This window comes from Streptococcus mitis (genome assembly GCF_002096895.1).
In the GTDB taxonomy this organism is placed as follows: Bacteria; Bacillota; Bacilli; order Lactobacillales; family Streptococcaceae; genus Streptococcus; species Streptococcus mitis_AH.
The window spans coordinates 426,364-450,334 of the sequence record NZ_NCVI01000020.1 but is presented as its reverse complement, the minus strand read 5'-3'; the positions used below and the strand labels follow the sequence as shown (position 1 = coordinate 450,334).

The 23,971-nt window shown below is 42.1% G+C and carries 22 protein-coding genes and 1 pseudogene; 9 read left to right on the top strand and 14 right to left on the bottom strand.

Going from position 1 to position 23,971, the window contains the following annotated elements; translation table 11 throughout:
• Positions 1-85: 85 nt before the first annotated feature.
• Together B7697_RS06815 and pepO are read right to left on the bottom strand one after the other, a co-directional pair.
• Positions 86-850 (bottom strand): hypothetical protein, encoded by a 765-nt coding sequence (locus B7697_RS06815; protein WP_084950942.1) that lies wholly within the window; start codon positions 848-850, stop codon positions 86-88.
• Positions 851-909: 59 nt separating this feature from the next.
• Entirely contained in the window at positions 910-2,802 is a 1,893-nt protein-coding gene (pepO, locus tag B7697_RS06810; RefSeq protein WP_084950940.1) for an endopeptidase PepO, read from the bottom strand.
• 180 nt (positions 2,803-2,982) lie between these two features.
• Here pepO and B7697_RS06805 point away from each other — a divergent pair, with 180 nt between their 5' ends.
• From B7697_RS06805 to B7697_RS06765, 9 genes and pseudogenes are all read left to right on the top strand, one after another.
• Positions 2,983-3,705: a metal ABC transporter ATP-binding protein gene (locus B7697_RS06805; protein WP_023946180.1), complete on the top strand. Its 723-nt coding sequence runs from the start codon at positions 2,983-2,985 to the stop codon at positions 3,703-3,705.
• Positions 3,702-4,550, top strand: a complete 849-nt coding sequence (locus B7697_RS06800; RefSeq protein WP_049500957.1) for a metal ABC transporter permease — start codon at positions 3,702-3,704, stop codon at positions 4,548-4,550. Before B7697_RS06805 ends, B7697_RS06800 begins: the two co-directional genes overlap by 4 nt.
• 31 nt (positions 4,551-4,581) lie before the next feature.
• Entirely contained in the window at positions 4,582-5,511 is a 930-nt protein-coding gene (gene psaA / locus B7697_RS06795) for a metal ABC transporter substrate-binding lipoprotein/adhesin PsaA (RefSeq protein WP_000733074.1), read from the top strand.
• 237 nt (positions 5,512-5,748) lie between these two features.
• Entirely contained in the window at positions 5,749-6,243 is a 495-nt protein-coding gene (tpx, locus tag B7697_RS06790; RefSeq protein ID WP_084950938.1) for a thiol peroxidase, read from the top strand.
• 78 nt (positions 6,244-6,321) lie between these two features.
• Positions 6,322-6,972: a metal-dependent transcriptional regulator gene (locus B7697_RS06785; protein WP_084950937.1), complete on the top strand. Its 651-nt coding sequence runs from the start codon at positions 6,322-6,324 to the stop codon at positions 6,970-6,972.
• Positions 6,938-7,125, top strand: a pseudogene (locus tag B7697_RS09520) (hypothetical protein). Before B7697_RS06785 ends, B7697_RS09520 begins: the two are co-directional and overlap by 35 nt.
• Entirely contained in the window at positions 7,091-7,798 is a 708-nt protein-coding gene (locus B7697_RS06775; protein ID WP_192851482.1) for a nicotinamide mononucleotide transporter, read from the top strand. The pseudogene B7697_RS09520 and the gene B7697_RS06775 overlap by 35 nt, the downstream one beginning before the upstream one ends.
• A gap of 131 nt (positions 7,799-7,929) precedes the next feature.
• The gene (locus B7697_RS06770) at positions 7,930-8,343 is read left to right on the top strand and encodes a hypothetical protein (RefSeq protein ID WP_084950935.1); all 414 of its coding nucleotides are present in this window, start codon (positions 7,930-7,932) and stop codon (positions 8,341-8,343) included.
• Between the two features lie 18 nt (positions 8,344-8,361).
• Complete coding sequence (locus B7697_RS06765) at positions 8,362-8,775, top strand: hypothetical protein (protein WP_084950933.1); 414 nt, start codon at positions 8,362-8,364, stop codon at positions 8,773-8,775.
• A gap of 38 nt (positions 8,776-8,813) precedes the next feature.
• On the opposite strand, the gene dtd is transcribed toward B7697_RS06765, so the two are convergent.
• From dtd to metE, 12 genes are all read right to left on the bottom strand, one after another.
• Positions 8,814-9,257 carry a D-aminoacyl-tRNA deacylase gene (gene dtd / locus B7697_RS06760; RefSeq protein ID WP_084950932.1) on the bottom strand — a complete coding sequence of 148 codons (444 nt, stop codon included), beginning with the start codon at positions 9,255-9,257 and terminating at the stop codon, positions 8,814-8,816.
• Positions 9,258-9,286: 29 nt separating this feature from the next.
• Positions 9,287-11,509: a RelA/SpoT family protein gene (locus tag B7697_RS06755; protein WP_084950930.1), complete on the bottom strand. Its 2,223-nt coding sequence runs from the start codon at positions 11,507-11,509 to the stop codon at positions 9,287-9,289.
• A 131-nt stretch (positions 11,510-11,640) separates the two neighbouring features.
• Positions 11,641-12,771: an ABC transporter ATP-binding protein gene (locus tag B7697_RS06750; RefSeq protein ID WP_000229953.1), complete on the bottom strand. Its 1,131-nt coding sequence runs from the start codon at positions 12,769-12,771 to the stop codon at positions 11,641-11,643.
• 112 nt (positions 12,772-12,883) lie between these two features.
• On the bottom strand, positions 12,884-13,753 hold the full coding sequence (locus B7697_RS06745; protein ID WP_084950928.1) for a helix-turn-helix domain-containing protein: 870 nt from the start codon (positions 13,751-13,753) through the stop codon (positions 12,884-12,886).
• Positions 13,754-13,755: 2 nt separating this feature from the next.
• Positions 13,756-14,142 carry a Mini-ribonuclease 3 gene (locus tag B7697_RS06740; RefSeq protein ID WP_084950926.1) on the bottom strand — a complete coding sequence of 129 codons (387 nt, stop codon included), beginning with the start codon at positions 14,140-14,142 and terminating at the stop codon, positions 13,756-13,758.
• Entirely contained in the window at positions 14,135-15,478 is a 1,344-nt protein-coding gene (cysS, locus tag B7697_RS06735; protein WP_084950924.1) for a cysteine--tRNA ligase, read from the bottom strand. Before cysS ends, B7697_RS06740 begins: the two co-directional genes overlap by 8 nt.
• 17 nt (positions 15,479-15,495) lie before the next feature.
• Positions 15,496-16,017, bottom strand: a complete 522-nt coding sequence (locus B7697_RS06730) for a dihydrofolate reductase family protein (RefSeq protein ID WP_084950922.1) — start codon at positions 16,015-16,017, stop codon at positions 15,496-15,498.
• A 300-nt stretch (positions 16,018-16,317) separates the two neighbouring features.
• The gene (locus B7697_RS06720) at positions 16,318-17,202 is read right to left on the bottom strand and encodes a GNAT family N-acetyltransferase (RefSeq protein WP_084950920.1); all 885 of its coding nucleotides are present in this window, start codon (positions 17,200-17,202) and stop codon (positions 16,318-16,320) included.
• A gap of 11 nt (positions 17,203-17,213) precedes the next feature.
• Entirely contained in the window at positions 17,214-17,831 is a 618-nt protein-coding gene (gene cysE / locus B7697_RS06715) for a serine O-acetyltransferase (protein ID WP_084950918.1), read from the bottom strand.
• Between the two features lie 15 nt (positions 17,832-17,846).
• A complete protein-coding gene (gene pnp, locus B7697_RS06710; RefSeq protein WP_084950916.1) occupies positions 17,847-20,060 on the bottom strand; it encodes a polyribonucleotide nucleotidyltransferase in 2,214 nt (737 codons plus the stop codon).
• A gap of 494 nt (positions 20,061-20,554) precedes the next feature.
• Positions 20,555-21,421 (bottom strand): methylenetetrahydrofolate reductase [NAD(P)H], encoded by an 867-nt coding sequence (metF, locus tag B7697_RS06700; RefSeq protein WP_000089967.1) that lies wholly within the window; start codon positions 21,419-21,421, stop codon positions 20,555-20,557.
• 63 nt (positions 21,422-21,484) lie between these two features.
• Positions 21,485-23,734, bottom strand: coding sequence for a 5-methyltetrahydropteroyltriglutamate--homocysteine S-methyltransferase (metE, locus tag B7697_RS06695; protein WP_084950912.1), 2,250 nt, complete (start codon positions 23,732-23,734; stop codon positions 21,485-21,487).
• Between the last annotated feature and the right edge of the window lie 237 nt (positions 23,735-23,971).

Sequence of the window (23,971 nt, the reverse complement as noted above, 5' to 3'; positions counted from 1 at the left end):
TTTTATCCTTGGTTTTTGTGTACTGCTATTCAATTCTCCATTCTTTGATTTTAGAATCTAGTCTAGTATTGAATTTCATCGAATACTAGTTGACTGGCTGAAATTCTTTCCAATCAAATTTAGCTAAATCAAGTTCATTAGAAGAAATCCCTAAGATTTGCTCTGGCTTTTGATCACTACCAATTTGAAAGATTCCTTCTTTAATCTTCTGTACTCCGTCTTTATCAAAAGCATATAGACTTAAGTTCATTTCTGGTCGTGTTGACTGCCAGTCTGCATATCTGACTTGACCATTTTCATAGATAACTAAACTGGAACGAAAACCACCTGCAGAAGCTACATAAGCTGTATGAAGCAACTTGGGTTGTTTATTCTCTAAATAGTAAATGGCCCCTATATATTTTTTATCTCCAATAATCAATTCATCTTGACCGTCATTATTTAAATCAGCAATAACATATTTCCAATCTGGCGCATTTTTATAATCCATTCGAGAGAAAATCAAACCATATTCATCTGGAGCAATCTTGTGTTGTTTATTTTCCTCGTACAAATCTTCTCTATTACCTTGCTTTAAAAGGTCTGTAAAATGATTGTACCGCTCTATTACTTCCTTGTACAAATCTTTTCCTGTTTCACTTTTCTTTTCCATCGTTGTTGACGGTGTTGCCATTGAAGAACTTGTACTAGTTTGGCTCTCTGACTTCGTAGAGTTTTCCTTCCGTTCCTCTTTTGTCGAAGATGATTGTGTTGCCGTATGTTCTATTTTTTCATCTTTTTTGTTTGCACCACAAGATGCTAAAACAAAAACAGTAAGAATAGCTGAAAATATCATTAAAAATTTCTTCATATTAACCTCTCTAACCCATCCTATATAGATTTACGGATTTTAGTATTAGATTCGATTCATTACCAAATAATCACGCGGTCTTCTGGTGAACGCCACATACCATCTCCTTCTTTGACATCATAGGTTGTAAAGAAATCATCGAAGTTTGGTACTTGCACATTGACACGGAGTTTGGCTGGTGCGTGCACATCGACGCTAGCCAAAAGTTTCATAAATTCTGGACGACCTTTCATGCGCCAGATGCGACCGAAGTTGTAGAAGAACTCTTCTGCTGAGAAGTCTGGTTCTCTCTTAGCTGCTTCAAGCGCTGCAGCGATTCCTCCCAAGTCAGCCACGTTTTCTGATACAGTCAATTTACCGTTGATGGTTGCTCCATAAGAATCCTGTCCATCAAATTGGTCAATAACTTTTTGTGTTTTCTCCTTGAAGGCAGCATAGTCACTCTCTGTCCACCAATCCTTGAGGCTACCATTTTCGTCAAAGGACGCTCCGTTAGTATCAAAGGCGTGGGAAATTTCATGAGCAATAACTGCTCCAATACCACCGTAGTTAGCAGAAGATGACTGATGCAAGTCATAGAAAGGTGCTTGCAAAATGGCCGCTGGGAAGACAATTAGGTTCTTCTGTGGATTGTAGTAAGCATTGACCATATGAGCAGGCATGCCCCATTCCTTGTAGTCTACAGGCTGGTTCCACTTGCTCCAACTGTGCTTGATTTCCACACGCGCAAAGGCTAGAGCATTATCAAAAAGACTAGCATTTTCATCCACTACCTTGTCCTTGTAGCGTTCTGGCAATTCTTCTGGGTAACCGATGTAAGGCTTGATAACATTGAGTTTGACGATGGCCTTGTCACGAGTTTCTGGAGTCAGCCAGTCATTTTTAGCCAAACGTTCCTTATAGACATCAATCATAGTTGCTACTTTTTTCTCCACGTCTGCTTTAGCTTCTGGAGAGAATTTTTCATGGGCATACCAGAGACCCAAGGCTTGTTTGAAAGGCCCTTGTGCTAGCTGGTAGGCTGCCTTGACCTTGTCTTTGGCTTCTGGAACTCCTGAAAGCGCACGGCTATAGGCACCTGACAAGACACGGATTTCTTCTGTTAAATAGCTGGTTGAAAGATTCACAACACTCAAAATCAAGGTTGCCTTGAGGAGAGGCCAGGCCTCTTCACTATAGAATTGATCTGCAGCTTGCCAGAAACGTTCCTCGTCTACGATAACCTTGTCTGGTACTTGTCCAAGAACGGCTTGGAAGAAGCCATCCAAAGGTAGGGCAGGCGCGAATTTTTTGAAATCTTCGTAAGCATATGGATGGTAAAGTTTAGCATATTCTGAACTTTCTTCATTAGAAAGCACCACTGCCGCAACTCGACGGTCCAATTCAAGTCTTTTTTCTAGCAAATCTTCAATTTCTTCATCAGAGAAATCATAAGCCTTGAGGAGATTTGCGCTACTTTCTTTCCAAAGAGTCAAGAGCTCTTCTCGCTGAGGATGATCTTCAGCATAGTAGGTCGTGTCTGGCAGGATTGTGCTTGGAGCGCTAGCCCATAGAACATTGATTCTAGCATCCATAAAGTCTGGCGATACACCAAAAGGAAGGAAGTTAGGTTTTCCTGCAAGTTCAAACTCTGCTAGTCTAGCTGTAAAATCCGCAAAAGTCTCCAATTCTTGGAATTCTTTAAGGAGTGGCAAAACAGGTTTGATACCGTCAGCTTCTCTCTTATCAAAATCACGAACTAGGCGGTGGTATTTGACAAAGTTTTCCAAGATAGCATCCTCAGGCACCTCTTCACCTGCCAACCACTTGTCTGTTGTCGCCAGCATCAGATCTTCGATTTCCTGGTCTAAATCAACAAAACCTCCCGTTTGAGACTTATCTGCTGGGATTTCAGCCGTCTTCTGCCATTCTCCATTGATAGCATCATAAAAATCGTCTTGATAACGTGTCATCTTGTTCTCGCTTTCATTTTTTTAAGTTATTGCTAGCTTAACAAAAATTGCTTGGGAATGCAATTAAAAATGAACTTTCCTTTTCCATCATTTTTCAGTTATTATTTTAATTTTTTCAAAAATTAACTTGACTTAATTTTTTTTTTAATGTATATTAAGAGACAGGAGGAATACAAGTTTATGATACGTATAGAAAACCTCAGTGTCTCCTACAAAGAAACGTTGGCACTTAAGGATATTTCACTAGTGCTCCAAGGACCAACAATTACCGGTATCATTGGTCCAAACGGTGCTGGGAAATCAACATTATTAAAAGGGATGCTGGGAATTATCCCACATCAAGGTCAGGCATTTCTCGATGACAAGGAAGTTAAAAAATCCTTACATCGAATCGCCTATGTCGAACAAAAAATCAATATCGACTACAACTTTCCCATCAAGGTCAAGGAATGTGTCTCGCTAGGACTATTTCCCTCTATTCCTCTCTTTCACAGTTTAAAAGCTAAACATTGGAAGAAAGTGCAAGAGGCCCTTGAAATTGTCGGTCTAGCTGACTACGCTGAACGTCAAATCAGTCAACTGTCTGGAGGTCAATTCCAGCGGGTCTTGATTGCCAGATGTTTGGTACAGGAAGCCGACTATATCCTCTTGGATGAACCCTTTGTTGGGATTGACTCTGTCAGTGAGGAAATCATCATGAATACGCTGAGAGATCTGAAAAAAGCTGGGAAGACGGTTCTCATCGTCCACCACGACCTCAGCAAGGTTCCCCACTACTTCGATCAAGTCTTGCTTGTCAATCGAGAAGTGATTGCCTTTGGTCCAACCAAAGAAACCTTTACCGAAGCCAATCTCAAAGAAGCTTACGGTAATCGACTCTTTTTCAATGGAGGTGACCTATGATTGCAGAATTTATCGATGGATTGCAAAAATTCCATTTCTTACAAAATGCCTTGATAACAGCCATTGTCGTCGGGGTCGTAGCTGGAGCTGTAGGATGTTTCATCATTCTACGCGGGATGTCACTCATGGGAGATGCCATTTCACATGCTGTCTTGCCAGGTGTAGCCCTCTCCTTCATCTTGGGCGTTGACTTCTTTATCGGAGCCATTGTCTTTGGATTGCTAGCTGCTATCATCATTACCTACATCAAGGGGAACTCGATTATCAAAAGCGATACCGCCATCGGCATTACCTTTTCTTCTTTCTTAGCCCTCGGTATCATCTTGATTAGTGTCGCTAAAAGTTCAACTGACCTTTTCCATATCCTTTTTGGTAATATCCTAGCCGTCCAAGATACGGATATGTTTATTACTATGGGTGTTGGGGCAGTCATTCTCTTGTTAATCTGGATTTTCTTCAAGCAACTCTTGATCACTTCCTTTGATGAACTCTTGGCTAAAGCCATGGGAATGCCTGTCAATTTCTATCACTACCTTCTCATGGTACTCCTGACTCTCGTGTCTGTGACAGCCATGCAAAGTGTCGGAACTATCCTGATTGTAGCCATGCTGATTACCCCAGCTGCAACTGCTTATCTTTATGCTAATAGCCTGAAAAGCATGATTTTCCTTTCCTCAACCTTTGGAGCGATAGCTTCAGTTTTGGGACTCTTTATCGGTTATAGCTTTAACGTTGCGGCAGGTTCTAGTATCGTGCTCACAGCTGCTAGTTTCTTTCTCATTAGCTTCTTTATCGCTCCAAAACAACGATATTTGAAACTGAAAAATAAACATTTGTTAAAATAAGGGGCAAAACCCCAATAAATTGGAGGATCTAATGAAAAAATTAGGTACATTACTCGTTCTCTTTCTTTCCGTCATCGCTCTTGTAGCATGTGCTAGTGGAAAAAAAGATGCAGCTTCTGGTCAAAAACTAAAAGTTGTTGCTACAAACTCAATCATCGCTGATATTACTAAAAATATTGCTGGTGACAAGATTGATCTTCACAGTATCGTTCCTGTTGGTCAAGACCCACACGAATACGAACCACTTCCTGAAGACGTTAAGAAAACTTCTGAGGCTGACCTCATTTTCTATAACGGTATCAACCTTGAAACAGGTGGCAATGCTTGGTTTACAAAATTGGTAGAAAATGCCAAGAAAACTGAAAACAAAGACTACTTTGCAGTCAGCGAAGGCGTTGATGTTATCTACCTTGAAGGTCAAAACGAAAAAGGCAAAGAAGACCCACACGCTTGGCTCAACCTTGAAAATGGGATGATTTTTGCTAAGAATATCGCAAAACAATTGAGCGCTAAAGACCCTAGCAACAAGGAATTCTACGAAAAAAATCTCAAAGAATATACTGATAAGCTAGACAAACTTGACAAGGAAGCTAAGGAGAAATTTAACAACATCCCTGCTGAGAAAAAACTCATTGTAACCAGCGAAGGATGCTTCAAATACTTCTCTAAAGCTTACGGTGTCCCAAGTGCCTATATCTGGGAAATCAACACTGAAGAAGAAGGAACACCTGACCAAATCAAGACCTTGGTTGAAAAACTTCGCCAAACAAAAACTCCTTCCCTCTTTGTAGAATCAAGTGTGGATGACCGTCCAATGAAAACTGTTTCACAAGACACAAACATCCCAATCTACGCACAAATCTTTACTGACTCTATCGCAGAACAAGGTAAAGAAGGCGACAGCTACTACAACATGATGAAATACAACCTTGATAAGATTGCTGAAGGATTGGCAAAATAATACTCTTCGAAAATCTCTTCAAACCACGTCAGCTTTATCTGCAACCTCAAAGCGGTGCTTTGAGCAACCTGCGGCTAGCTTCCTAGTTTGCTCTGTGATTTTCATTGAGTATAAGCCTCTGAAAAACGTCATTCTCTCATGAGCTGGCGTTTTTTTCTATGCCCACATTTCCGGTCAAATCATTGGAAAATTCCGACTGTTTCAGCTAAAATGGAAGAAAAAAGATTGGAGTATCCTATGGTAACTTTTCTCGGAAATCCTGTGAGCTTTACAGGTAAACAACTACAAGTCGGCGACAAGGCACTTGATTTTTCACTCACTACAACAGACCTTTCTAAAAAATCTCTGGCTGATTTTGATGGCAAGAAAAAAGTATTGAGTGTCGTGCCTTCTATCGATACAGGTATCTGCTCAACTCAAACGCGTCGTTTTAATGAAGAACTGGCTGGACTGGATAATACGGTTGTCTTGACTGTTTCTATGGATCTACCTTTTGCCCAAAAACGTTGGTGTGGGACTGAAGGCATTGAAAATGCCATCATGCTCTCAGACTACTTCGACCATTCCTTTGGACGTGATTATGCCCTCTTAATCAATGAGTGGCATCTATTGGCACGCGCAGTCTTTGTCCTCGATACTGACAATACGATTCGCTACGTTGAATACGTGGACAATATCAACTCTGAACCAAATTTCGAAGCCGCAATTGCAGCTGCTAAAGAACTAAATTAGAAACCATTGTGGCAGATAGCTAGAGAAATCTAGCTTTTTTTGATATACTAGATAAAGATACTAGACAAGAGGAAACGAATGACCCCGAATAAAGAAGATTATCTAAAATGTATTTATGAAATTGGCATAGATTTGCATAAGATTACCAACAAGGAAATTGCCGCCCGCATGCAAGTCTCTCCCCCTGCCGTAACTGAAATGATTAAACGGATGACGAGTGAAAACCTCATCCTTAAGGACAAGGAATGTGGCTATCTACTGACTGACCTTGGACTCAAACTGGTCTCTGAGCTCTACCGTAAACACCGCTTGATTGAAGTTTTTCTAGTCCATCATTTAGACTATACGAGTGACCAGATTCACGAGGAAGCCGAGGTATTGGAACATACTGTCTCTGACCTATTCGTGGAGAGACTAGAAAAATTACTTGGATACCCCAAGACCTGCCCCCACGGCGGAACTATTCCTGCCAAGGGTGAACTCTTGGTTGAAATCAATAACCTCCCCCTTGCGGATATCAAAGAAGCTGGCGCCTACCGTCTGACTCGGGTTCACGATAGTTTTGACATTCTCAATTATCTGGACAAGCATGCGCTTCACATCGGTGATCAGCTCCAAGTTCAGCAGTTTGATGGCTTCAGCAATAGCTTCACTATCTTCAGTAAAAACGAGAATTTACAAGTAAGTATAGATATTGCCAAACAACTCTACGTCGAAAAAATCGACTAATTTCTCAAGCACCCCAACCAACCCTGAAAGTTTAATTTTCAGGGTTTTATTTCTAGCATTTGATTTTGCTTTCATTTAGTTGTAGAATATTTGTTAAAAAAGAAAGATAGTTTAAACTATGAAAAAATCACTAAAAATTTTTGCTACATCTAAATGGTTTGACCTCTTTGGAGTTGCTCTGGTCGTTGGGATTGCGATTGCATCTGGTTACCTCAACTCACGCCTCGATAAATTCGTAGACTGGGGACCATGGACTGCCCTTGTCCCCTTTGGATTGATTTCCGTAACCAACGTTGGGATTTCTATGTTGTCCACTCGTTTCACGGGAAAATTAAGCAAATGGGGAAATTACTTTGGTATTGTTAATACCATTTTGTCTGGTAGCATTGATTATATCCTTGGAAATAAGGCGGCCATTATCACCTATCCCGTCACCTTCCTCATTTATACCTTTGCGATTAAGAAATGGGAAGCTTCGCAAGAAGGCAGACCCAACCAAATGAGCCAAAAACAGGTAAAGTTGGCGGCCATCATCATTTCCATCATCGCCTTCCTCTTTGCCTTTGTGACCAACTATATCGGTTATGGAGGCAAGATGAATCTCCTTGCCTACGTGACAACTATTGCCTTTGCACTGTCCCTCATTGCCAATGCTTTAAACGCACTGAAACTGACAACTCAATGGGGCTTTTGGTTGATTTACAATTTTGTACAGCTGACAAAGGCTGGCATTCAAGGAAACTTCGCCAATATCGGTAAATACATCTTTTATATCCTCAATGCAATCGGAGCTTTATTTGTCTGGAATGATGAAGAAACTAGATAATAGAGGGAAACTCAAATAAAGAAAGCAAGTTGACTTAATAAAATGCCCTTTCTGCTATTTTTTATCATTTTAGTTGTAACTCCCATTCTTTTGGAGTAGAATGAAGATAGATAAAAGAGGGAGGTCATCTTATGAAAAATCTCTTTAGAATCCATTTTACAGCAATTGCAGTCATGGATTTGCTACTACTTGCATTCTTTAGCACTAGACCCGAGACAGCTTTCGACTGGCTCTTGCTCACTGGTTTTATTTTCATCCTTGCTCAGGGACTACTGCTATTTCGCTTGCTTGTCCGACTCAAACATCAATTCGCTGAGATTTATCCTCAAATCAATAAAAAGATTCGCTTCTACTATTTAGGGGTTCTCTCCATTGATTTTCTATTTTTTGTCCTTTTAGCCTTCGTTAGTTCTCAGCGTTTTTACTCTCTTATGCCAATCATCACTGCTTGCCATTCTACTTTTTATTATAGGACAGCGGACTACCTAAGAAACAACTATCCAGACTTTTATGACAAACGCATCTCTTTATGGGAGTGTCTCTAAGGAGAAGGAGGTTCTAGCATGAAAAAAATCATCTTCATCAAAACCATTCAAATCCTTGTTATTGATGGAATCATGCTGGCTTTTTTGGCATTTAAAGAGGAACTTACTTGGGATTGGATGTTGATTTATAGTGGTTGGCTCATTTTCTTTCATCCTGTGCTATTGACCTATCTGTCCAACCAGCTTTGTGACCACTTTAGTCAACTCTATTCCCAGATTAGACCGAGATTCTGGCGCTTTGCATTACAAATCCTCCTATGGGATAGCCTGATGATTCTCTCCTTGATATGTTTAAGTGGTATCCCACTTTTCCTCCAGGGAACTCTCCTAATCCTAGGACACCTCATCCCTTCCTATCACATAAGCCAAAGTTTGAAAAGAGACTTCCCCAAGGCCTATCAGGAACAGATTTCATTTTGGAGTATTTTATGATAGATGAGAAAAACCAAGCCGGCCGGGCTTGGTCTTTCTTATCTATTTTTAGTATCAAGAATAATGGTAACTGGTCCATCATTAACCAGCTCAACCTGCATGTCCGCACCAAAGATACCTGTCTGAACGGGCACTTCCTGCGCTAATTTTTGATTGAATGCATCATAGAAGTCTGATGCCATATCAGGCTTCGCTGCGCCTGTAAAGGCTGGACGATTTCCTTTCTTAGTATCCGCAAAGAGAGTAAACTGAGAAATAGAGAGGATTTCTCCCTCAATATCTTTGACAGACAGGTTCATCTTGCCTTCTGCATCTGAAAAAATCCGCATATTGACAATCTTTCTCACAGCGTAGTCCAAATCTTCCTCTTGGTCCTCTGGTCCAACACCAACCAGCAATAAAAGCCCCTGATTGATTTTCCCCTGCAACTGACCTTCGATACTGACTTGGGCTTTTTTAACCCGTTGGATAATGATTTTCATAATAGCCTTTCTAGTAAGAGCTAGGACAATTAGCCATTGGTACGTTTAACAGAGTAAACTTCTGGCACACTCTTAATCTTGTCCACGACCGTAGTCAGCGTCGAGAGGTTAGCAATGCCAAAGGATACATGGATATTAGCAAACTTCATATCCTTGGTTGGTTGGGCGTTGACTGTTGAGATATTCTTAGTTGTGTTTGAAAGAACTTGCAGTACATCGTTCAATAATCCTGTACGGTTGAGGCCATAAATATCGATATGGGCCATATACTCCTTATTCGAGCTAGAGTACTGATCTTCCCATTCCACATCAAGGAGACGTTGCTCATAGTTTTCTTGGGCACGCAGGTTCATACAGTCCACACGGTGAATAGCCACACCACGCCCCTTGGTAATATAGCCAACAATATCGTCACCAGGCACTGGATTACAACACTTAGCAATCCGCACTAGGAGGCCTGATGCACCTTCAATGACCACACCACCCTCATGCTTGACCTTGAGGGTTTCTTTATTTTCAACCTTGATCTCGCCACCTTTGACAAGTTCCTCTGCTTCAGCCTTGGCCTTGGCACGTTCTTCCTCACGACGTTCCTTCTCAGTTAGACGATTAAAGACAGTAATAGCACCGATTTCTCCAAAACCAATGGCCGCAAAGAGGGTTTCTTCTGTCTTGTAGCTGGTCTTTTGCAGAACTCGGTCCATATGACGCTTGTCCATGAATTTATTGGCCACATAGCCATTTTCTTGGAACTGGGCCATCAACATTTCACGACCCTTATTGACAGACAATTCCTTATCTTGGTTTTTAAAGAACTGGCGAATCTTGTTACGGGCTTTGCTGGTCTTGACCATGTTGAGCCAGTCACGACTCGGCCCAAAGGAGTTAGGGTTGGTGACAATTTCAACCTGATCCCCTGTCTTGAGCTTGGTTGTCAGTGGAACCATGCGACCATTGACCTTGGCTCCAGTTGCTTTTTCCCCAACCTTGGTATGGATTTCATAGGCAAAGTCAATCGGTCCTGAATCTTTCGGAAGGGAACGGACAGCTCCATCTGGGGTAAAGACGTAAATCTCCTCAGCCAGATAGTTTTCCTTAACTGAATCCACAAATTCCTTAGCATCATCAGCCTGGTCTTGGAGCTCCATCATCTCCTTGATCCAGTTCATTCCAATAGCTGATTCCTTGCTGTTAACCTGCCCCTTAATGCCTTTCTTATAGGCCCAGTGAGCCGCAACCCCGTACTCAGCCACCTCGTGCATTTCCTTGGTCCGAATCTGGAATTCAATCGGCCCTTTTGGCCCATAAACAGTCGTATGGATAGACTGGTAGCCATTGGCCTTGCGGTTAGCTATATAGTCTTTGAAACGACCTGGCATTGGTTTCCAAAGTTCATGCACATAACCAAGCATGGCATAAACATCACTTTGGGTATCCAAAATACAACGAATGGCAATCAGGTCATAGATTTCCTCAAAACGTTTTCTCTTATCCTGCATTTTGCGGAAAATCGAGTAAATATGCTTGGGACGACCGTAAATCTTCCCATTTAGATGACGATCTGTCGTATATTCCTCTAATTTTGTGACTACCTCATCCACCAAGGCTTCACGCTCTCTGCGTTTTTCCTTCATCATATGGGTAATCTTATAAAACTCCGTAGGATTGAGATAACGGAAAGATAGGTCTTCCAATTCCCATTTGACGCTAGAAATCCCCAGACGGTGAGCAAGAGGTGCATAGATTTCTATGGTTTCTTTGGAAATACGCTCCTGCTTATCTTTTCGAAGATGTTTCAGGGTCCGCATATTGTGCAAGCGGTCAGACAGTTTGACCAAGATAACACGGATATCCTCAGACATGGCCATGAGCATCTTGCGATGATTTTCTGCCAACTGCTCTTCGTGAGACTTGTATTTAACTTTACCAAGCTTGGTAACCCCGTCAACAATCACCCGCACATCAGGACCAAACTCTCTTTCCAAATCATCCAGGGTCGCTTCTGTATCTTCTACCACGTCATGCAAGAAACCACAAGCTACCGTTACAGCATCCAGCTTGAGTTTGGCTAAAATCCCTGCCACTTGGATGGGGTGAATGATATAAGGTTCACCTGATTTACGATATTGACCACTATGGCATTCAACGGCGTAAACCAAGGCCTTATGTACAAAAGCAACATCTTCTTTTGATAAATATTTTTGCGTTAAAGCGACAACCTCATCGCCCGTCAAATTCACTTCTTTCGGCATCTCTACTCTCCAATTCTTCCTACCATTTTATCACTTTTTTAAGAATATGAAAACTAGAAAATTCCTACTCAATCAATATCTATATCAAAAACACTGCCAGATTTCTAGCAGTGTTTTGGGTTTTATTTATCTTAGTAAACTGTTCTTTCAGTTTCTACATCGAAGAAGTGGGCTTTGTTCAAGTCAAATCCAAGTTCAACTGTTGCACCTGTTTGCAAATAGTCACGAGCATCAACTTTAGCAACGAATTCATCTTTACCAACTTGGCAGTAAAGGTGAGATTCTGAACCAAGCAATTCTGATACTGAGATAGTAGCTTTGACAACTGATTCTGGGAATGTTTCAAGGAAAGCAGGTTCTGCATTCACGTCTTCTGGACGGATACCGAAGATCAATTCTTTACCTTCGTAGCCTTTTTCACGAAGAACTTTCAATGCGCCTTCTGGAACTTTCAAACGGAAACCGTCAGAAACAATTTCGCTACCAACCAATTTCACATTGATGAAGTTCATAGCTGGGCTTCCGATGAAGCCTGCTACGAATTTATTAACTGGGTTTTTGTAAACTTCTTGAGGAGTACCGATTTGTTCTACACGTCCGATAGTACCTGTACCAGCAGGGTTCTTAGTTGCTGACATGATAACGATACGGTCTGCAAGTGTCATCGCTTCTGTTTGGTCGTGAGTTACGTAGATAGTTGTAGCTCCGATACGACGGTGGATTTTCGCAATTTCAGCACGCATTGATACACGAAGTTTGGCATCCAAGTTTGACAAAGGTTCGTCCATCAAGAACACTTTTGCATCACGGACGATTGCACGACCCATGGCAACACGTTGACGTTGACCACCTGAAAGGTCAGCAGGTTTACGTTCCAAGAATTCTTTCAATCCAAGGATTTCAGCTGCTTCTTGCACACGTTTGTCGATGTCTTCTTTGCTGTATTTACGCAATTTCAAACCGAAAGCCATGTTGTCATAAACAGTCATGTGTGGGTAAAGAGCGTAGTTTTGGAATACCATGGCGATGTCACGGTCTTTTGGAGCGACGTCGTTGACAACCACGCCATCGATAGATGCAGTACCTTCTGTGATATCTTCAAGACCAGCAATCATACGAAGAGTTGTTGATTTACCACATCCTGAAGGACCTACGAAAACGATAAATTCTTTGTCTTTAATGTCCAAGTTGAAGTCTTCAACTGAATAGTGTTCGCTATTTGGATATTTTTTGTAAATATTTTTAAGATTCAATTCTACCATGAGGTGAACTCCTTTTGTCTTTTGATAGTTTTATTATAGATGAAAACGCTTTACTTTTCTATGGCAAGATGACCAAAAAAATAAAAAAGTTCTGTGCAACTTGCACAAAACTTTAGAGAATATCTGGTAAAATCAATTGATAACACAGAGTAAGGTCTGTCAATTCCTTCAACTGAAGCCCTGTTAATTCTTCCCATTTATCAATCTTGTATTGAAGAGAATTGCGGTGCAGATAGAGTTGCTGGGCTGTTTTTGTTAGGACAGCACTATTTTCCCAAAGAGAGAGAACAATCTCCTGAATCTGGTCTTGATCCAAAATCATCTGGTGGAGACATTCCTTGATTACTCTCAAATCCACAAGCCTTTCTCCCATACTCCAAAGATAGAGCTGAGAAAAAGTATGAACACCTTGGTAACCCTGACGCCACCAAGTCTTAAACAAATCCCGCTCCGCTTTGATTAAGTCTGATAGAGCTTGATGGCCCGTCTGAGACCAAACCTGTCCTAACATGATAGAGAGACGCAGTCCAAAGTCATACTCAACTGCTTCAATCGTATCACTTAAAATAGCTCGTACAGGTGTATACTTATCTTGTTGAAGTACGAAAACATAATCCTGAGCTCCGACCTGAAGGACGGTCTGACAGTTCGGAAAAAGAGTCCGCATCATCTCTAACCAAGAAGCTAGATTTTCCTGCTGAAAATAGGAAAGATGGCAATAAACCAGCTGAATCTTTTTAAAAGTTTGTGGTGCCTGTCCCTTGCCCTCAATCAGAAAAGAATACCAAGGATTGAGCGAGCGAGCCTGCTCCTGCTGAGTCAAAAGGGCAACCAACTGCTTTTCACGCTCGCTTAACCCAGCTTCCTCTAGCAAAATCCACTGCTGAGAAGCTAAAGGGAGCGTGAGATAGCCCTCTTTCTCTACTGGTTGGTCTGAAATCTGAGCCTCAGGAAACCAGTCTTGTAGTTCTTTTGCAAGCATTTCTACTCCTCCACTTTTTGGATGCACCACGAAATCAAGCTCTCAAGACGTTCTAGATTTTCAGTCATATGGAGATAGCCCATGACTGCTTCAAAACCTGTGGACATACGGTAAGTCACTACATCAGCATTTTTGGCCTTGGTGTGACTATTGGTATTGCGACCACGTTTGTAGATTTCTTCTTCTTTTTCCGTCAGGACTTGCTCCTCTAACATAAGAGAAATCAGGCGAGCCTGAGCTTTGGCTGAGACATACTTGGTCGCCTCTTGATGGAGTTTATTGGGTTTGGTCATACCTTTTAAAATGAGGTGACGACGTATATACATAGAATACACCGCGTCCCCCTCAAAAGCTAACGCAATCCCGTTAATGAGATTGATATCAATCACGTGTCCACCTCACTCCATCTTTGGTGTCAAGGAGCTTAATCCCTTGAGCAGCCAATTGGTCACGGATCTGGTCCGCTGTCGAAAAGTCACGATTGGCACGCGCTTCTTGACGTTTTTGGATCAAGGCTTCAATCTCTGCATCCAAAACTTCCTCTACAAAGATAATACCAAAGACTTCCAACATATCTGCAAGAGCTTCCTTAACACTTGCATCATAGTTACCTGAGTTAATCCATTTGGCCATTTCAAAGACGACTGTGATTCCATTGGCAGCGTTGAAATCCTCATCCATAGCTGCTACAAACTTATCTTTAAAAGCTTGCAATTCTTGAGCCTCTACAGTTCCAGAAAATGGTTGTTCGTAAGTGTTTTTTAGATACTTGAGATTAGTCTCTGCATCACGCACTGCCTTTTCTGTAAAGTTGATAGGCTTGCGATAATGTTGAGTCGCAAAGAAGAAACGAAGCACTTGCCCATCGAGGGTTTTAAGGGCATCATGTACGGTAATAAAGTTGCCCAAGGACTTGGACATCTTGACATTGTCGATATTGACAAAGCCATTATGCATCCAGTAGTTGGCAAAGGTCTTGCCTGTTTTGGCTTCTGACTGGGCAATCTCGTTGGTGTGGTGCGGAAACTCTAGGTCGGCTCCACCACCGTGGATATCAATGGTGTCGCCCAAAATCTCTGTTGACATGACTGAACACTCGATGTGCCAGCCTGGACGACCAGGTCCCCAAGGACTATCCCAAGAAATCTCGCCTGGCTTGGTAGCTTTCCAGAGGGCAAAATCTACAGGATTTTCCTTACGAGCCGTTTCTTCATCGGTACGACCTGAAGCACCTAGCTCCAAATCTTCCAAGGTTTTATTTGCTAATTTAGCATAGTTGTGAGATTTTTCCACACGGAAGTAAACATCCCCTTGGCTCTCATAGGCAAAACCTTTTTCAATCAAGTCTTCCACAAAACGGATGATGTCAATCATAAACTCCACTACACGCGGATGGCGAGTCGCAGGTTTGACGCCCAAGGCCGTCACATCCTCACGAAAGGCAGCGATGTACTTGTCCGCAACCTCCTGTGGCGTAATGCCTTCTTCCTTGGCACGGTTGATAATCTTATCATCCACATCCGTAAAATTGGAAATATAGGCAACCTCATACCCACGATACTCAAAATATCGACGAATGGTATCAAAAGCTACCGTCGAACGGGCATTCCCCACGTGGATATAGTTGTACACGGTTGGCCCACAAACATACATCTTGACTTTGCCGTCCTCAATCGGGACAAACTCTCGCAAATCACGAGACATGGTATCGTAAATTTTAATCATGCGGTCCACTCCCTTCTCTATTTCTGACTTTTTCGACTGAAAACCAGCTCTGCAAAAGGACCAAATTGTCTGAGGCTATCCAGTTGGTAAAAGCGCTGCCCTTCCTCTTGGGTAAAGAGGGGAACCCCCTTTCCTAGGATAAGGGGCGCTATCTGAATAATGAGGTAATCGAAAAGATCCGCATCCAAGAGCGGTCCTACTATGGAATTACCACCAATCACAAAGACATTTTTGCCTTTGTCAATCTGGTGAACAAAGTCCACCACATCCCCAGCTACTGGCTGGTAATTGCTGACAGGCAGGTGCCTATCATGCGTAAAGACATAGTTTTCCGTAGCTTGATAAAAACTTTCTACATCTTGCAAATCTTGGATTTCCTCAAAGGTCCGCTTGCCCATGATGGTAATATCCATTTGCCTGTAAAAGTCATCATAGCCTGTATCTTCTACAGAACCAAGCTGATGCAGCCAGTCTATCCTGTGCTGGCTGTCTGCCAAGTAGCCATCCATGGTGATACAGCCGTAAAAATAAACTGCCATTCTTGTAGTTTCCTTTCTAGTTCTGCTTCGCCTTCACTTAGCGGGATAGACCCAGATGATTAGACCTAAGCTAATCAAAGTATTCAGTAAAATCCTTGCTGGACAAGAAAAATAAGCCAGACAACAGCAATTCCAATCTGCAGCAGAACGGTTCATTCTTAAACATTCAAGCGCCTCTCCTGTCTACTTCCGACTCAAGGTGTCATAGATTTTAATCATAAATAATAGTCAGGAAAACTAAAATCCGAGAACAGTTAGTTTCATCACTAAGAGTTCAATTGAATTTCAGTCCGAATATCTCTACACTTCGGAATACCTTGCTCCTTTCTCATTCAGATAAACCACCTGAGTCTGTTTGACAAAGCCAATTTTTTCATACAAGCTCTTGGCACCTACATTGCTATCTTCCACGGCAATCTGAAATTCCTTATCATTTTGCTCAATTAGTTGGTTGACAAGGGATTTTGCTAAGTAGCTTCCATAGCCTTTCCCACGTTCAGGTTCAGATATTGCTAAACCGTAGAAGTAATTCGTATTAGTCGATAAATCTACCGTGCAAGTTCCAATAACCTGACCGTCTTTTAACAAAATATATAAGCGACTTTCTGGATCCTTCAGAGCTTCAGCGACATATCTATCCACAACTTCTCTAGATTCATGTTCCTCTGAAAATGCCTGAAATTTTAACTGACTAATTTGCTCCTGATACGAACTATCTGCTAACAAAACTTCAAGATTAGAAACACTTGCTAACTGATAAGGTCTTCTATCCTTACCTAACCAGGTTTCTGTCTCTTCATCTTCAACCAATCCCCAGTTGCTGACAAAATCAGGATAACGGTCTAGAAAAATACGTTCTGTCTGAAAAGTAACTGAACGAATAGGGAAAGAAGCCGTTTCTTTCTCAAAACTAGTAAACAATGCACGCGCAATTCCCTGACGGTGATGAGCTGGATGAACCAGTATCGTCACTTCCACATCTTGGTCATCTGCATAGACAGTTAATAAACCAACAAGTTCGCCTTTTTCATAATAATGGAAAAAGGCGGGCATGTTTGGGTCAAAATTAAGCATATTAGATAGATAGGGATCACGATAGGTACCGTCATAGTTTTGGCAACAGTTAATTAGTTTTTTCGCCTCAGATAACTCCTCTTGGCTTAACTTGTTTCTTGCTTGAATCATATAGCCATCCTCTACAACCCAGACGATCTGTGACTGGCATCTTTAGCCTGCTCGAGTTTATTGACGTAGTACTCTCGTTTTTCTTCGACTTCGTGAATGACCGGCTCATCCTTCTTACCATGAACACGGACAATCTTAGCAGGAATACCGACAACCGTCACATCACTAGGTACGTCTGCCACAACAACTGCTGCTGCACCGACCTTAGCATTTTCGCCGATTTCTACAGGACCAATGACTTGGGCATGAGCTGATATAAGGGCACCCTGACGAACGGTCGGATGGCGTTTGCCACAGTCTTTCCCTGTTCCCCCAAGAGTCACCCCATGATAGAGGAGAACTCCCGTCTCAACGATAGCCGTCTCTCCAATCACCAGACCCGAACCATGGTCGATAAAGACACCTGAATCAATCTGGGCACCTGGATGAATCTCAATCTGAGTCCAAAAGCGCCAGAACTGACTGTGCATACGAGCCAGTAGTTTGAAGCCATGCTTCCAGAGAAAATGCGAGAGACGGTGGGCCGCCAAGGCCTTGACACCTGGATAAGTCAGCAAAACCTCCAAAGTGGTGCGGGCCGCTGGATCATTTTCTTTTACGATATCAATGGTTTCGCGCCACCATCCCATACATTTCTCCTTTTCTTATTCTGAATCTTTTGGTGTTTCTGTAAATTCTTTCTTAGGTTTGTGGTCCTTGTGATGACGTGGGCGGTGAGGTCGCTCAGACTTTTCGCCTTTTTCATCACGTTCAGGTTTTGGTGGACGAGGAAGAAGGGCTTTCATAGAAGCATCCACACGTCCTTTTTCATCAATCTTGATAACCTTAACATCAACTTCATCCCCGATTGCTACCAAGTCTTCGACATTATTGGTACGCGTCCAAGCCATCTCCGAGATATGAACAAGGGCATCTGTCTTATCAAAGAGGTTAACAAAGGCACCAAATTTCTCGATACGAACGACTTTAGCACGGTAAACTTCGTCCACTTTGGCTTCACGGACCAAACCAGCAATAATTTCTTTAGCACGGTTAATAGCATCTTGGTCGCTAGAGTAGATAGATACATTTCCTTCTTCGTCGATATCAATCTTAACGCCTGTTTCAGCGATAATCTTGTCGATGGTTTCTCCACCCTTACCGATGACAATCTTGATCTTGTCCACATCAATCTTGATGGTATCAATTTTCGGAGCAGTTGGAGCCAATTCTGGACGAACTTCTGGAATGGTTGCTTCAATCACATCAAGGATTTCAAAACGCGCTTTCTTGGCTTGGGCAAGAGCCTCAGTCAAGATTTCTGCAGTGATCCCTTGAATCTTGATATCCATTTGTAGGGCTGTAATCCCATCACGAGTACCTGCAACCTTAAAGTCCATATCTCCAAAGTGATCTTCCAAACCTTGGATATCTGTCAAGACTGTATAGTTGTTTCCATCTGAAATCAGACCCATGGCAATACCAGCTACTGGCGCCTTGATTGGCACACCACCAGCCATAAGGGCAAGAGTTCCAGCACAGATAGAAGCCTGAGATGAAGAACCATTTGATTCCAAGACCTCAGCCACCAAGCGGATAGCATATGGGAATTCTTCCAAGCTTGGCAAGACTTGAGCCAGGGCACGCTCACCGAGAGCACCGTGACCAATTTCACGACGACCAGGTGCACCATAACGACCAGTTTCCCCTACAGAGTATTGTGGGAAGTTATAGTGGTGCATAAAACGTTTCTTGTACTCTGGATCCAAACCATCAATGATTTGAGTTTCTCCCATCGGAGCCAAGGTCAAGACTGAAAGAGCCTGAGTTTGCCCACGAGTGAAGAGACCTGAACCATGCACACGAGGAAGGAAGTCCACAACCGCATCCAAAGGACGGATTTCATCGACTTTACGACCATCAGGACGTACCTTGTCTTCTGTAATCAAACGGCGTACTTCTGCGTGTTCCATTTGTTCCAAGATTTCAGCAACATCACGCATGATACGATCAAATTCTTCATGGTCTGCATATTTTTCTTCGTAAACAGCAGTCACTTGGTCTTTAACTGCTTGAGTTGCAGCTTCACGGGCCAATTTTTCTTCTACTTGGACAGCTTTTTGGAGGTCGCTGTTGTAGACTGCGATGATTTCAGATTGCAAGTCAGCATCTACATGAAGCAATTCTACTTCTGCTTTTTCCTTACCGACAGCAGCAACGATTTCTTCTTGGAAGGCAATCAATTCTTTGACTGCTTCGTGCCCTTTAAGGAGAGCTTCCAACATGATTTCTTCTGACAATTCTTTGGCACCAGACTCAACCATGTTGATAGCGTGTTTGGTACCAGCTACTGTCAATTCAAGGAGAGATTGCTCTGCTTGTTCTTGGCTTGGGTTGATGATGATTTCGCCACCTACATATCCTACTTGTACCCCAGCGATTGGTCCGTCAAATGGAATATCTGAAATAGACAACGCCAATGATGAACCAAACATAGCTGCCATTGGAGCAGAAGCATTTTCATCATAAGAAAGCACGGTGTTGATAACTTGCACTTCATTACGGAAACCTTCCGCAAACATTGGACGGATTGGACGGTCAATCAAACGCGCTGTCAAAGTCGCATCCGTTGAAGGACGTCCTTCACGTTTCATAAAGCCACCAGGAAACTTCCCAGCTGCATACATTTTTTCTTCGTAGTTGACTTGGAGTGGGAAGAAATCCCCAGTCGCCATCTTTTTAGACATAACGGCCGCAGTCAAGACAGTTGACTCACCGTAACGCACGACAACAGAGCCATTTGCTTGCTTGGCAACCTGACCAGTCTCTACAATTAACTCACGACCCGCAAAAGTCGTTTGAAACACTTGTTTTGTCATTTTAATCCCCTTTGGATTGATGAAATTATACGCCTTGCCTACAAAGATCAAGATACCAAGCCGTCAAGCAACTCAAAGGAAAATAGGAAATCTAACGACGGAGCGACTGCTCCTAGGCAGATTTATCTTTTTCCACAGAGTTGTAGGCGTGTTCAATTACTCAAGATACAAATCATTAGAAAGGTTTGATGCTAAAGCATCTAATCCTTTCACGCTAATCGCTATCAGACGATTAGCTAAATGCTTTACTAACTCTCTCGTCAAATAATATCGATTTGACTCGTTCGTGTCGCTCTTTCCTACCGTTAGTCATCAGAAAGGTTTGATGCTAAAACATCTAAGACTCTCAGTTTAAATGCATTATTTTTTTAATACCCTCATCTTTGTATCAAGTACGTACAGAGTCTATTTTATCATATTTTTCTTAAAAAGTGCGGTCTTTACCATTAAAAAGGAACCATTCCCCTCAGCTGAGAAGAATGGTTTGCTTTTTATTATCCTAGAGACTGATGATTAAACAAGGCATGTGTTGCTTGATGAATGTATTTTGCTGTTTCTGCATTGTTCATCGTATAGAGATGCACACCGGCAACATCCTGAGTTACCAAGTCCACGATTTGATCCACTGCATAGGCAAGTCCTGCTGCTCTGAGCGACTCAGGGTCATGCTCATACTTGTCTAAGATGGCTTTAAATTTGCGTGGAAGATGGATATTCTCACAAGTCTTCAAGAGGCGGAGGGCTTGATTTCGATTCAGAATTGGCATAATCCCTGCATGAATGGGAACATCAATCCCAGCCAAGATGCACTTGTCTTGGAAATCATAGAAGCGCTCATTGTCAAAGAAAAGCTGAGTTACAAGGCTCGAACAACCTGCATCCACTTTCTTCTTAAGATTTTGAATATCTGAAATCTGATTTGGTGAATCTGGATGCCCTTCTGGATAACAAGCACCAACAATATCAAAGTGAGGGGCTTGCTCCTTAATGAACTCGATCAAGTCAGTTGCGTAGCGGAAATCCTTTTGTGGTTCCACATCTGGAATAATATCCCCACGAAGAGCCAAGATTTTCTGCACTCCAACCTTGTCCAAGTCAGCAATCGTTTCAGCAACCTTGTCCTTAGTCAAATAGATGGCTGGCAAGTGAGCAATAGTCGGAATCGCCAAGTCATTTTGGATAAAGTCAGCCAAACGAACCGTCGTTTCCTTGATATTAAATTTATTATTGCTGGCAGTCACACTGATAAAGTGAGGAGCCAACTCCTGCATGTCTTGAAGAGCAGAAATAATGTTATCATTACCCACAGCTGGGTTTGGAGGGAACACTTCAAATGAGAGTGACGGTGTTTGGCGTGACATATGTAATAACCTTTTCTAGTTGATTTCTTTTTGAACAACCATTGTATGGAGAGAAATCTAATCTTACAATTTCTCACGCGCAGCTTTAGCTGCTTCAACAAGGCGGATCAAGCTTTCTTTTGTTTCTGGAATACCACGTGTTTTCAAACCACAGTCAGGGTTGATCCAAACTTTCTTGCTTGGCACTTTAGCCAGGATAGCTTCGATTGTATTGTCGATTTCGCCTTCATTAGGCACACGAGGTGAGTGGATATCGTAAACCCCAGGTCCCACTTCTGTTTGGAAGTTTTTCGCTTTGAGTTCGTCCAAGATTTCAAGGTTTGAACGGCTAGCTTCAAAGGAAATAACATCTGCATCCATGTTGTCGATAGCTGGGATGATATCTGTAAATTCTGAGTAACACATGTGAGTGTGGATTTGTGTGTCTGGTGCTACTGTTGAGTGTACCAAGCGGAAGGCAGGAATTGCCCAGTCAAGGTAGTCTTCGTACCAGTCGCTACGACGGAGTGGCAATTTTTCACGAAGAGCAGCTTCGTCGATTTGGATGATTTTCACACCAGCAGCTTCAAGGTCAAGCACTTCATCCTTGATAGCAAGAGCGATTTGAAGAGTAGAATCCTTGATAGAGATGTCTTCACGTGGGAATGACCAGTTGAGGATGGTAACAGGTCCAGTCAACATACCTTTAACAGGTTTGTTTGTACGGCTTTGTGCATAGCTAGACCATTTAACAGTGATAGGGTTAAGACGAGTGACATCACCCCAGATGATTGGTGGTTTAACCCCACGCATACCGTATGATTGTACCCAACCATTTTTAGAGAAGAGGTAACCTGACAAGTTTTGTCCGAAGTACTCAACCATGTCATTACGCTCAAATTCACCGTGAACAAGGACATCAAAATCGATATCTTCTTGCCATTTGATCCATTCATCGATCGTTTCAGCAAGGAAAGCGTCATACTCTTCTTGAGACAATTCACCTTTACGGTAAGCCAAACGTTTAGCACGAACTTCTTTTGTTTGAGGGAATGAACCGATAGTTGTTGTTGGAAGAGCTGGAAGTTTGAAAGCTTCTTCTTGGATGGCTTCACGTTCTGCAAAGGCTGGCAAACGAGTGTAGTCAGCGTCTGTCAAACCAGCGATGCGCGCACGAAGTTCTGCATTTTCACCAACACGCTCAGTCGCAAAGAGTTCTTTGTTAGCTGCAAGAGCTTCTGCTCCTTGACCGTTGCGGATAGCATCCAAATCACGGATTTCGTCTAATTTTTCAACTGCGAAGGCAAAGTGGTTCAAGATAGCTGGTTCAAATTCTTCATTAGCTGTTGTAAATGGCACATGAAGAAGTGAGCATGAGCTTGTCAATACGATGTTTTCAGCTGGGATTTGCTCAAGAATAGCCAAACTCTTTTCGTAGTTGTTACGCCAGATGTTTTTACCATTGACAATACCTGCATAGAGAGTCTTGTCAGCTGGGAAACCACCTTTAACGAGTTCAAGAGTTTTCTTACCTTCAACGAAGTCAAGACCGATAGCATCAACTGGCAAGTTTACAAGGTCAGCGTAGACATCACGAACGTCACCAAAGTAAGTTTGAAGCAAGACTTCAAGACCTTTTTTATCAGCCAAAAGTTTGTTGTAGAGATTCAAGAAGAGAGTTTTTTCTTCGGCTGTCAAGTCTTTTACAAGAGCAGCTTCATCCAATTGGATGCGAGTTGCACCAAGTTCAGCCAATTTAGCAAAAACTTCTTGGTAAGCAGCAACTAAGCTGTCTACGAAGTCTTCTGCTTTCACACCTTCTTCAAAGTCTGACAATTGAAGGAAAGTGAATGGTCCTACAAGGACTGGACGAGTGTTCAATCCAAGCTCTTTTGCTTCTTGGAACTCATCGAAAATCTTGTGACCAGCCAATTTTACTTGAGTGTCTTTTTCAAATTTAGGAACGATGTAGTGGTAGTTGGTGTTGAACCATTTCTTCATTGGAAGGGCGCGAACGTCTCCTTTTTCTCCTTGGTAACCACGACCCAAAGCGAAGTAGCGCTCAAGGTCAGACAAGTCCAAGTTTTGAACTGAAGCAGGTACCACGTTGAAAAGGAAAGCTGCATCTAGGAAGTTGTCATAGTGAGAAAAATCATTTGATGGAATTTCAGTGATTCCTTTTTCTTTGATGATGTTCCAGTGTTTAGCACGCAAGTCTTTTGCGGCTGCCAAGAGTTCTTCTTCTGAGATTTCTTTTCTAAAGTATTTTTCAGTTGTAAATTTTAATTCGCGGAATTCGCCCAAACGAGGGAAACCGATGATTGTAGTTGACATGATGTGTCCTCCAAAATTTGTTGTTGAAACTATCTTAACAGAAAAGAATGCGTCTGTATAATTGTAAAAAATTAGGCTTTGATATAGTTTGAAACTATATCTCTGTTTTAGACAAAAGAAAAAGACTTGAGACACATGCCTCAAATCCTTTGTGTAGCTTGTTTTATAGCTGTATTTTAGTTAGACTGGTAAAACGTGTTATTAGTAATTCTTATAAGTGACTATGGCTTGTTATTA

Bases quoted from the DNA above. Each gene is read 5' to 3' on its own strand.
- B7697_RS06815 (WP_084950942.1), bottom strand. From the start codon at position 850: ATGAAGAAATTTTTAATGATATTTTCAGCTATTCTTACTGTTTTTGTT.
- pepO (WP_084950940.1), bottom strand. From the start codon at position 2,802: ATGACACGTTATCAAGACGATTTTTATGATGCTATCAATGGAGAATGG.
- B7697_RS06805 (WP_023946180.1), top strand. From the start codon at position 2,983: ATGATACGTATAGAAAACCTCAGTGTCTCCTACAAAGAAACGTTGGCA.
- B7697_RS06800 (WP_049500957.1), top strand. From the start codon at position 3,702: ATGATTGCAGAATTTATCGATGGATTGCAAAAATTCCATTTCTTACAA.
- psaA (WP_000733074.1), top strand. From the start codon at position 4,582: ATGAAAAAATTAGGTACATTACTCGTTCTCTTTCTTTCCGTCATCGCT.
- tpx (WP_084950938.1), top strand. From the start codon at position 5,749: ATGGTAACTTTTCTCGGAAATCCTGTGAGCTTTACAGGTAAACAACTA.
- B7697_RS06785 (WP_084950937.1), top strand. From the start codon at position 6,322: ATGACCCCGAATAAAGAAGATTATCTAAAATGTATTTATGAAATTGGC.
- B7697_RS06775 (WP_192851482.1), top strand. From the start codon at position 7,091: ATGAAAAAATCACTAAAAATTTTTGCTACATCTAAATGGTTTGACCTC.
- B7697_RS06770 (WP_084950935.1), top strand. From the start codon at position 7,930: ATGAAAAATCTCTTTAGAATCCATTTTACAGCAATTGCAGTCATGGAT.
- B7697_RS06765 (WP_084950933.1), top strand. From the start codon at position 8,362: ATGAAAAAAATCATCTTCATCAAAACCATTCAAATCCTTGTTATTGAT.
- dtd (WP_084950932.1), bottom strand. From the start codon at position 9,257: ATGAAAATCATTATCCAACGGGTTAAAAAAGCCCAAGTCAGTATCGAA.
- B7697_RS06755 (WP_084950930.1), bottom strand. From the start codon at position 11,509: ATGCCGAAAGAAGTGAATTTGACGGGCGATGAGGTTGTCGCTTTAACG.
- B7697_RS06750 (WP_000229953.1), bottom strand. From the start codon at position 12,771: ATGGTAGAATTGAATCTTAAAAATATTTACAAAAAATATCCAAATAGC.
- B7697_RS06745 (WP_084950928.1), bottom strand. From the start codon at position 13,753: ATGCTTGCAAAAGAACTACAAGACTGGTTTCCTGAGGCTCAGATTTCA.
- cysS (WP_084950924.1), bottom strand. From the start codon at position 15,478: ATGATTAAAATTTACGATACCATGTCTCGTGATTTGCGAGAGTTTGTC.
- B7697_RS06730 (WP_084950922.1), bottom strand. From the start codon at position 16,017: ATGGCAGTTTATTTTTACGGCTGTATCACCATGGATGGCTACTTGGCA.
- B7697_RS06720 (WP_084950920.1), bottom strand. From the start codon at position 17,202: ATGATTCAAGCAAGAAACAAGTTAAGCCAAGAGGAGTTATCTGAGGCG.
- cysE (WP_084950918.1), bottom strand. From the start codon at position 17,831: ATGGGATGGTGGCGCGAAACCATTGATATCGTAAAAGAAAATGATCCA.
- pnp (WP_084950916.1), bottom strand. From the start codon at position 20,060: ATGACAAAACAAGTGTTTCAAACGACTTTTGCGGGTCGTGAGTTAATT.
- metF (WP_000089967.1), bottom strand. From the start codon at position 21,421: ATGTCACGCCAAACACCGTCACTCTCATTTGAAGTGTTCCCTCCAAAC.
- metE (WP_084950912.1), bottom strand. From the start codon at position 23,734: ATGTCAACTACAATCATCGGTTTCCCTCGTTTGGGCGAATTCCGCGAA.